The 5,787-nt window shown below is 58.2% G+C and carries 10 protein-coding genes; 9 read left to right on the forward strand and 1 reads right to left on the reverse strand.

All coding sequences use genetic code 11. The features are described 5' to 3' along the window. Positions 1–420, forward strand: a 420-nt coding sequence (locus AC04PT_RS20005) for a DUF6634 family protein (protein ID WP_482875552.1), incomplete at its 5' end; no start/stop codon positions are given. Between the two features lie 367 nt (positions 421–787). Here the strand turns inward: AC04PT_RS20005 and AC04PT_RS20010 are convergent. Further along, entirely contained in the window at positions 788–1,087 is a 300-nt protein-coding gene (locus AC04PT_RS20010) for a hypothetical protein (protein WP_482875553.1), read from the reverse strand. Between AC04PT_RS20010 and AC04PT_RS20015 the strand changes: the two genes are divergently transcribed. The 8 genes from AC04PT_RS20015 (at position 1,086) to AC04PT_RS20050 (ending at position 5,685) form a co-directional block, all read left to right on the forward strand. Further along, positions 1,086–1,295: a hypothetical protein gene (locus AC04PT_RS20015; RefSeq protein ID WP_482875554.1), complete on the forward strand. Its 210-nt coding sequence runs from the start codon at positions 1,086–1,088 to the stop codon at positions 1,293–1,295. The two genes, AC04PT_RS20010 and AC04PT_RS20015, sit on opposite strands and share 2 nt — an antisense overlap. 29 nt (positions 1,296–1,324) lie before the next feature. After that, positions 1,325–1,846, forward strand: a complete 522-nt coding sequence (locus tag AC04PT_RS20020) for a transposase (RefSeq protein WP_482875561.1) — start codon at positions 1,325–1,327, stop codon at positions 1,844–1,846. A gap of 584 nt (positions 1,847–2,430) precedes the next feature. Next, positions 2,431–3,114, forward strand: a complete 684-nt coding sequence (locus AC04PT_RS20025) for a hypothetical protein (RefSeq protein WP_482875555.1) — start codon at positions 2,431–2,433, stop codon at positions 3,112–3,114. Next, positions 3,114–3,473 (forward strand): hypothetical protein, encoded by a 360-nt coding sequence (locus AC04PT_RS20030; RefSeq protein ID WP_482875556.1) that lies wholly within the window; start codon positions 3,114–3,116, stop codon positions 3,471–3,473. The genes AC04PT_RS20025 and AC04PT_RS20030 overlap by 1 nt, the downstream gene beginning before the upstream one ends. After that, positions 3,457–4,107 carry a hypothetical protein gene (locus AC04PT_RS20035; RefSeq protein WP_482875557.1) on the forward strand — a complete coding sequence of 217 codons (651 nt, stop codon included), beginning with the start codon at positions 3,457–3,459 and terminating at the stop codon, positions 4,105–4,107. The genes AC04PT_RS20030 and AC04PT_RS20035 overlap by 17 nt, the downstream gene beginning before the upstream one ends. 156 nt (positions 4,108–4,263) lie before the next feature. Beyond that, positions 4,264–4,461 carry a hypothetical protein gene (locus AC04PT_RS20040; protein ID WP_482875558.1) on the forward strand — a complete coding sequence of 66 codons (198 nt, stop codon included), beginning with the start codon at positions 4,264–4,266 and terminating at the stop codon, positions 4,459–4,461. A 22-nt stretch (positions 4,462–4,483) separates the two neighbouring features. Next, positions 4,484–5,212 (forward strand): hypothetical protein, encoded by a 729-nt coding sequence (locus AC04PT_RS20045; RefSeq protein WP_482875559.1) that lies wholly within the window; start codon positions 4,484–4,486, stop codon positions 5,210–5,212. Continuing rightward, a complete protein-coding gene (locus AC04PT_RS20050) occupies positions 5,209–5,685 on the forward strand; it encodes a hypothetical protein (protein ID WP_482875560.1) in 477 nt (158 codons plus the stop codon). The genes AC04PT_RS20045 and AC04PT_RS20050 overlap by 4 nt, the downstream gene beginning before the upstream one ends. Positions 5,686–5,787 lie beyond the last annotated feature (102 nt).

Genomic DNA, 5,787 nt, shown 5'->3' on the forward strand with positions numbered 1-5,787 from the left:
CCGAGCTTGAATGACTACCTACTAGTCCTGCAGGGCAGGAAGCTGTTCCTGACCGGTCGAGTTTCCGGACATCCCCGTTTGGGAGCGACCGTCATTGGCACATCGATGCTGATCCATGTGACAGACGATGCGCAATGGGCCCGGACTCTGTCGCGTTGGTACCGCCTAGAGGTGCCTAAGCGGGTCGACACCTCGCACTTTTCCCCCGACTTCGATCTGGAAAGCTACTGCCCTTTGGTCGGGCACGACGGACTCGGTATTCCGCTGAGATTAGCCCGCCTGGTGATGGCCAGCCGACCTACAGAATTGTCTCGAATTGCACTGGAGCATGGGCTCGATGAGCCTGCCACAGTGCTTGCTCAGATTCAGAAAAAGTGGCCTCCCGAGACGCTTCTCTGGCAAGGTACTGATAGTAAATGAGAAAAAATTCAAACCTTTTTCGCGCTAGACGTATCCGAGTCGAATATCGGCGCTTAACTACCATTTCGAATGTCGCAAAGCCGAATGAAGAGAAAGCGAAAATGACTGTGAAGACCACCTGAACCAGACGGATATCTCGGGGCACCTACTACCGGATTCCCCCCGAGGTCATCCGCAAATCTCCATCGACAACACCGGTAGACCAGTACGGAAACCACCTGATCGCAGTGCGGATCGGGACCGCGATACCTGTGCCTGAGGCAAATAGAAAGAAAAACGAACAGAAGACCCCTCTTACGCTTCAGAAGCAGGCCACTAGCTGGTTGGCGCGATCTTGGGAAACGATTACGTCCACAGATATCGGACTTCATACATGCACGGGTTTCTGGATCAAATACTGAGCCCGACTTTGTACATTACGTGGCGAAGCAAAATGCTTATGCCGTACGCATAAGCCAATCCGCCTACGTTCGCGTGGTGCAGGCAGATCGAGGCGGGTGAGACCTTCGGTGAGATGACCGGCTTTGCCTTTTGTCTTCCCTGATTGAGCGCGTTGACGAGCTCGATCAGAGAAGAAGCGGACCTTGCGGCGGTGATGTTCGGCGGCCTGCACGCCAAGGGCTGTCGCGACACGCGTTATGCCAGTCCCTTGGCCACCGATCAGCATGACGATCTGGGCGGGGACCCATCGCGATCTGTTCGATGATTTGGATGATATAACGGGTGTGTCGCAATTCTACACTGACCCGGCCAGCCAAACTCAATTCGTCGTCTTTCAACGGCATTCCGATGGTGACGCCGCTGCGACCGGCGGTATGATGTCTGCGATGTTTATCTCTGCCCATATCTCTACCAATCCACAATGCGTGGATTGACGACCACAGAAGAAGCTCGATTGAATTGGATGGAGGCGTTTCTCGCGCTTCCAAAAGGGGGTGTTCGAGCAGAGTTTCCAGATGAAAAAGCCTGCGCGGCCCGTCTTGCGGCGATCCGTTGGCCTGGTGGTGTCCGCTGCCGGCGATGTCAAAGCCAGGATGTAGGCTTTCTGGAGTTGCGAAAACTCTATCACTGCCGAAATTGCAGTAGGCAATTTTCGGTAACGTCGGGGAGCATTGCACACCGTTCGCGTCTTGAGCTCAACTTCTGGTTCATTGCCGCAGAGGACATCATTACGGCACACGCACGAGGCGTTGCCGACGCATTGTTGACCGGACATGATCTCGCAGACCGGTACGGAGTTTCCTATGCGGCGGCGTACAGATTGAAACAGTTGCTGATGCGTGACCTAGCGGCACCTTCGGGCCTATTCCGCGCAAGCGTTTGTGTTCACCGTGTCACCATACCCCCAGATGTCGCGTGTTCTGACCTAGATCGGTTCTTCTGGCTTGTGGCTCAAATGACCGCACCCGTGCCTGGCTTAGATTGATCGTAATTTCCTGTTGAGTTAACGAGATAGCCTTTCCACAGCAGAGACAGTTCCCCGCCTTCCTGTGCTGGAAGGCGGCCCATAAGTCTGTCGTGAAAGGAGTGAAAAGCTACTCGAAAGCGCGGCCATGACCCGGCCGGAATATCTGATGGTGATCTGCGAAAAGAGAGGCTTATCTAGAAATAAACTAACGAAATCATACGGTTGACTCAGGCTAATAAAATTCATCTAAAAGCGCGGATTCTTGGATTTGGAATTTTCACGCTCTGCGCGGACATCAACGGAGAAGGCAGAGCAAGGAAGGAATGACAACGACAAGTGCGCAGCGCGTGCCACACAACTGAACGAACCTGAACGGGAAGACCGGCCATTGCCGGTAACGGCAGGCGGTCTCCGCAGGTCTCCCACCACGCAAACAAGTTCCTGACCCGGCTTCGGCACGGGAATGGAGCAGTCATGCCGACGCGCAAGGAAGGATTTGCGCCGCGTCGGAGCACCTCAAACCCAGCTGCCCAGGAGTTACAGGGCGCTGACCCAGCACATGCCACCGGGGAGATCCCCACGCCCAAAAGAAAGAATTACTCATGGCGGAAACGAGAAAACACCTGAGGCCGACGCCGGCGAAGAGCCGGGCGGTTCGCAAGATCCCGAAAGCCTCGAAAGGGCACTTCGTCGGGGAGCTGGTCTATGACGACATCAGCGGTGAGCCTCAGCGCCTTGGTTTTGCTAGCTACACGGAATTCAAGGCAGCTATGTGCCTGATTTACCGGGACGACTTTGCGGATATCGAAGAGCAGCTGGCATCGTTGCCATTCAACCACCCGAAAGGTGCCCGCAGCGAGCACTTCTTTGATTTTCGGTTCACCACCAAGGGTGGACAGAGAATTTGCATTTCCGTCAAACCGGAGCGGATTGCCAAGACCTATGTCTATCAGACGACGATCAGCGCTGTGAAGAAGGCGGCGATTGGCAATATCTGCGATTCTGTCGCCACCGTAACCGAGCGCAACATCAGTCCGATCGAGCTTCACAACGCCGAACTCTACCATGCCGCTCGTCGGCCCGAACCTGCGATGGATGAAGTGGTTGTCGATGCCCTGTCACGGCTTGACGGACCGGTTTCCATCAATCAGTTCCTCGAGGACATCGGGATTTCCGGGCGGGGTTTTTTCAGCGTGGCTCGCGCAATTCGCTTCGGCCACGCGCGAATTTTCAAGCCTGAGAAGATCCGCGGTAAGACCCTGATCGAACGTGGGGAAGCCGCATAATGGCCGCTCCGTTCAAGAAAAAGCATAAGATCCTTTTGGAAAAGGATTGCGAGTTTGCGGTTGGCATCCGCAAAGGGCGCGTTCTCGAACTGCGCACAGAGGGCTATTTCGTCTTCTGGGAGGAGTGGGCCGATCCCGAGACGGGTGTATGCCACGAGAGCACCGCCGGAATCATGAGTTATGATGCCATCGTCACCGAGAATAACTACGGCACCCTCAAGATTCTGAGACGGCCGCTGGCTAAACCGTTTTTATCGCGAACACATCCGTCGGAGCGAACGTCTGCCCACGGAAATCGCGCGTCAGCGGTTCAAGAAACAGCATGTCCTGGCGATCCAGGACATGCTCGACGCTGGTGAACTCCATCAGACCCGAGACGACTTCTGCGACCGGATCATCGATATCGTCGCAAAAGGGAAAAGCCGGTACGACAAGTACCTTGCGGCGCTCGCAATTAGTGAAGGCAAGCGAGGGGGCGCGAGAGTAAAGAAATCCAGGAAGGAAATCGATAAGTCTGTTGATTTCCATCAGGGCTTCAAATGCGGGCAGACCATGTGGAAATGGTACTGGCAGTGGCGCGTGGATGGTGACGATGGCCTTTTCGACAAGTACCGGAATTGCGGGAAATATCATCGGTACGATGATGCAACCGACAACTTTATCGTCGCTATCCTCGGCACCCTTTGGGACGAAGAGCGGGTTACGATCAAGTCCTTGGTTGAAAGCGTTCACAGTAAGCTAGACGCCGAAAATGAGTGTCGTGAGCGTCTTCCTGTTCCTGCCGCAAAGATGAAGAAGGTCGGCTACGACTACATCCTGCGCTTGATCAAAGAGCATGCGCCCCTCGATCACAAGATCCGTAAGAACGGCTGGGACAAGACCTACAAGGACCTACATAGCCTTGGCTTGGGGATCGAGACATCGCGGGCTTTGCAGCGCGTTGAAATCGACGAATATGCCGACCACCATGCTCATCGACCCGGCGGGTTATGAGACCGCCCGACGCGTCGGACCGGCCGAATGGAACAGCCCGGCGGCGATTTCACAGTTTCTGGACGCCATTACGAAAGGACGGAACACCCAATGACCGATCTGCCCACACCCGGACCTGTGCGACGCCTTCCCGTGCCAACGCGCCGGCAAACACTGATGCTGACCGGCCTTGTGGCCATCGGCGGCGGTGCCGCGCTCAACTGGGACTGGCTTACCGCCGTCGGCGCCGCACCACTGATCCTGAGCCTCGCCCCCTGCGCCGCGATGTGCGCGCTGGGGCTGTGCATGCGCGGGGGCTCTGCGTCCTGCGCCAAGAACGATCTGGCGGCAAAGCCGGACGCGTCGACCGACTGACCCTCAATCGAAAGGAAACGACATGACATACAAGACCGAGATCGCCGCCGCCGCGCTTGCCGGTTTGCTGGTTGCAACCGCTGCCCAGGCGCAGGACGCGGCACCGGAGGCCGAAACCGGCAAGATGCCTATGGCCGAAGGGCGCATGCAGGGCGACGCCATGAACGGCATGGAAGGCATGCCGGTCTCTGCCGATCACCCCAGCGAGAGCCTGAACCGCGTCATGGCAGATAAGGAAGCTTCCTTTGAACCGGTCGCGCCGCGACCCGTACCATTGGCCGAGATCACGGGAAGCGCCGGTGAGACGCTGACGCTGACCGACCCCGGTGGCAAGATCCGGGCTGTCAGCTTCGCATCCGACGACTGCGGCACACCCTGCGCGGCGCAGCAGGCGCGGCTTGCCGAGGCGATTTCCGCGATGAACGCCAGCCCAATGCGCGACATGGTAGAAGTCATCACTCTGGGGCGCGCTGCGACGGCTCATGCGGACAGCTTCCAGAACTGGACGCAGGATCAGGGCGCGGACGCAGGGGCCGTCGCCGAGCTGGCCTCGGCCCTCGCGGAGGGCAGCGCGCGGACCGGGGACCTGCCCATGATCCACCTGATCGACCGGGGTGGCCGTCAGGTCGGCATCTTCCACAGTGCCCAGTTCCGACCGCTGAACCTCGTTCTCCACATCAACGGGCTGACCAATGCGCATCCGCATCCCGAACCCGTCCTGATCGAGCGGCTGCTTGGTTGGCTGCGATGACGCGTGGCGCGATTGACGGGCCCGACTGGCTGCTTGCCTTGCGCCGGTTTGCCGTGGCGACGGTTTTGGCGCACCTGATCTGGGAGGCCGCGCATGTCCCGCTCTACACCATCTGGGTCGAGGACAGCTGGGGCGAGATCGCCTTTGCCGTGCTGCATTGCACCGGTGGCGACCTGTTGATCGCGATGAGCGCATTGCTGCTGGCACTTTTCCTGTTCGGCTCGGGCGGCTGGCCGGGCCAGAGCTCGGCTCCGGTTCTGCTGGCAACCGTGGTTTTCGGCGTTGCGTATACGATCTTCAGCGAGTGGCTGAACATCACCGTGCGGGAGGCATGGGCCTACCGCGACATCATGCCCGTGATCCCGATCATCGACGCCGGCCTGACGCCGGTGCTGCAGTGGCTGGTCGTTCCCGTGTTCGCCTATGTCACCGCGCTGAAGCGCTGGCCGCTGCGGAGGGCTACGGAAGCTTGATGCCGCTTTGTTCGGTGCGTTCGCGGTTCTGCGGGCCAAGCGCGTTCGGGCAACCGGTCCCCTGCGCAGGTGTTTGTACCATGTCGCGGGCGTGGTGATGAC

It is taken from the genome of Litorisediminivivens sp. KMU-197, assembly GCF_056858395.1.

Excerpts from the sequence above, each read along its gene's own strand:
- AC04PT_RS20015 (WP_482875554.1), top strand. The coding sequence starts at position 1,086 with ATGACGATCTGGGCGGGGACCCATCGCGATCTGTTCGATGATTTGGAT.
- AC04PT_RS20010 (WP_482875553.1), bottom strand. The coding sequence starts at position 1,087 with ATGCTGATCGGTGGCCAAGGGACTGGCATAACGCGTGTCGCGACAGCC.
- AC04PT_RS20020 (WP_482875561.1), top strand. The coding sequence starts at position 1,325 with ATGGAGGCGTTTCTCGCGCTTCCAAAAGGGGGTGTTCGAGCAGAGTTT.
- AC04PT_RS20025 (WP_482875555.1), top strand. The coding sequence starts at position 2,431 with ATGGCGGAAACGAGAAAACACCTGAGGCCGACGCCGGCGAAGAGCCGG.
- AC04PT_RS20030 (WP_482875556.1), top strand. The coding sequence starts at position 3,114 with ATGGCCGCTCCGTTCAAGAAAAAGCATAAGATCCTTTTGGAAAAGGAT.
- AC04PT_RS20035 (WP_482875557.1), top strand. The coding sequence starts at position 3,457 with ATGCTCGACGCTGGTGAACTCCATCAGACCCGAGACGACTTCTGCGAC.
- AC04PT_RS20040 (WP_482875558.1), top strand. The coding sequence starts at position 4,264 with ATGCTGACCGGCCTTGTGGCCATCGGCGGCGGTGCCGCGCTCAACTGG.
- AC04PT_RS20045 (WP_482875559.1), top strand. The coding sequence starts at position 4,484 with ATGACATACAAGACCGAGATCGCCGCCGCCGCGCTTGCCGGTTTGCTG.
- AC04PT_RS20050 (WP_482875560.1), top strand. The coding sequence starts at position 5,209 with ATGACGCGTGGCGCGATTGACGGGCCCGACTGGCTGCTTGCCTTGCGC.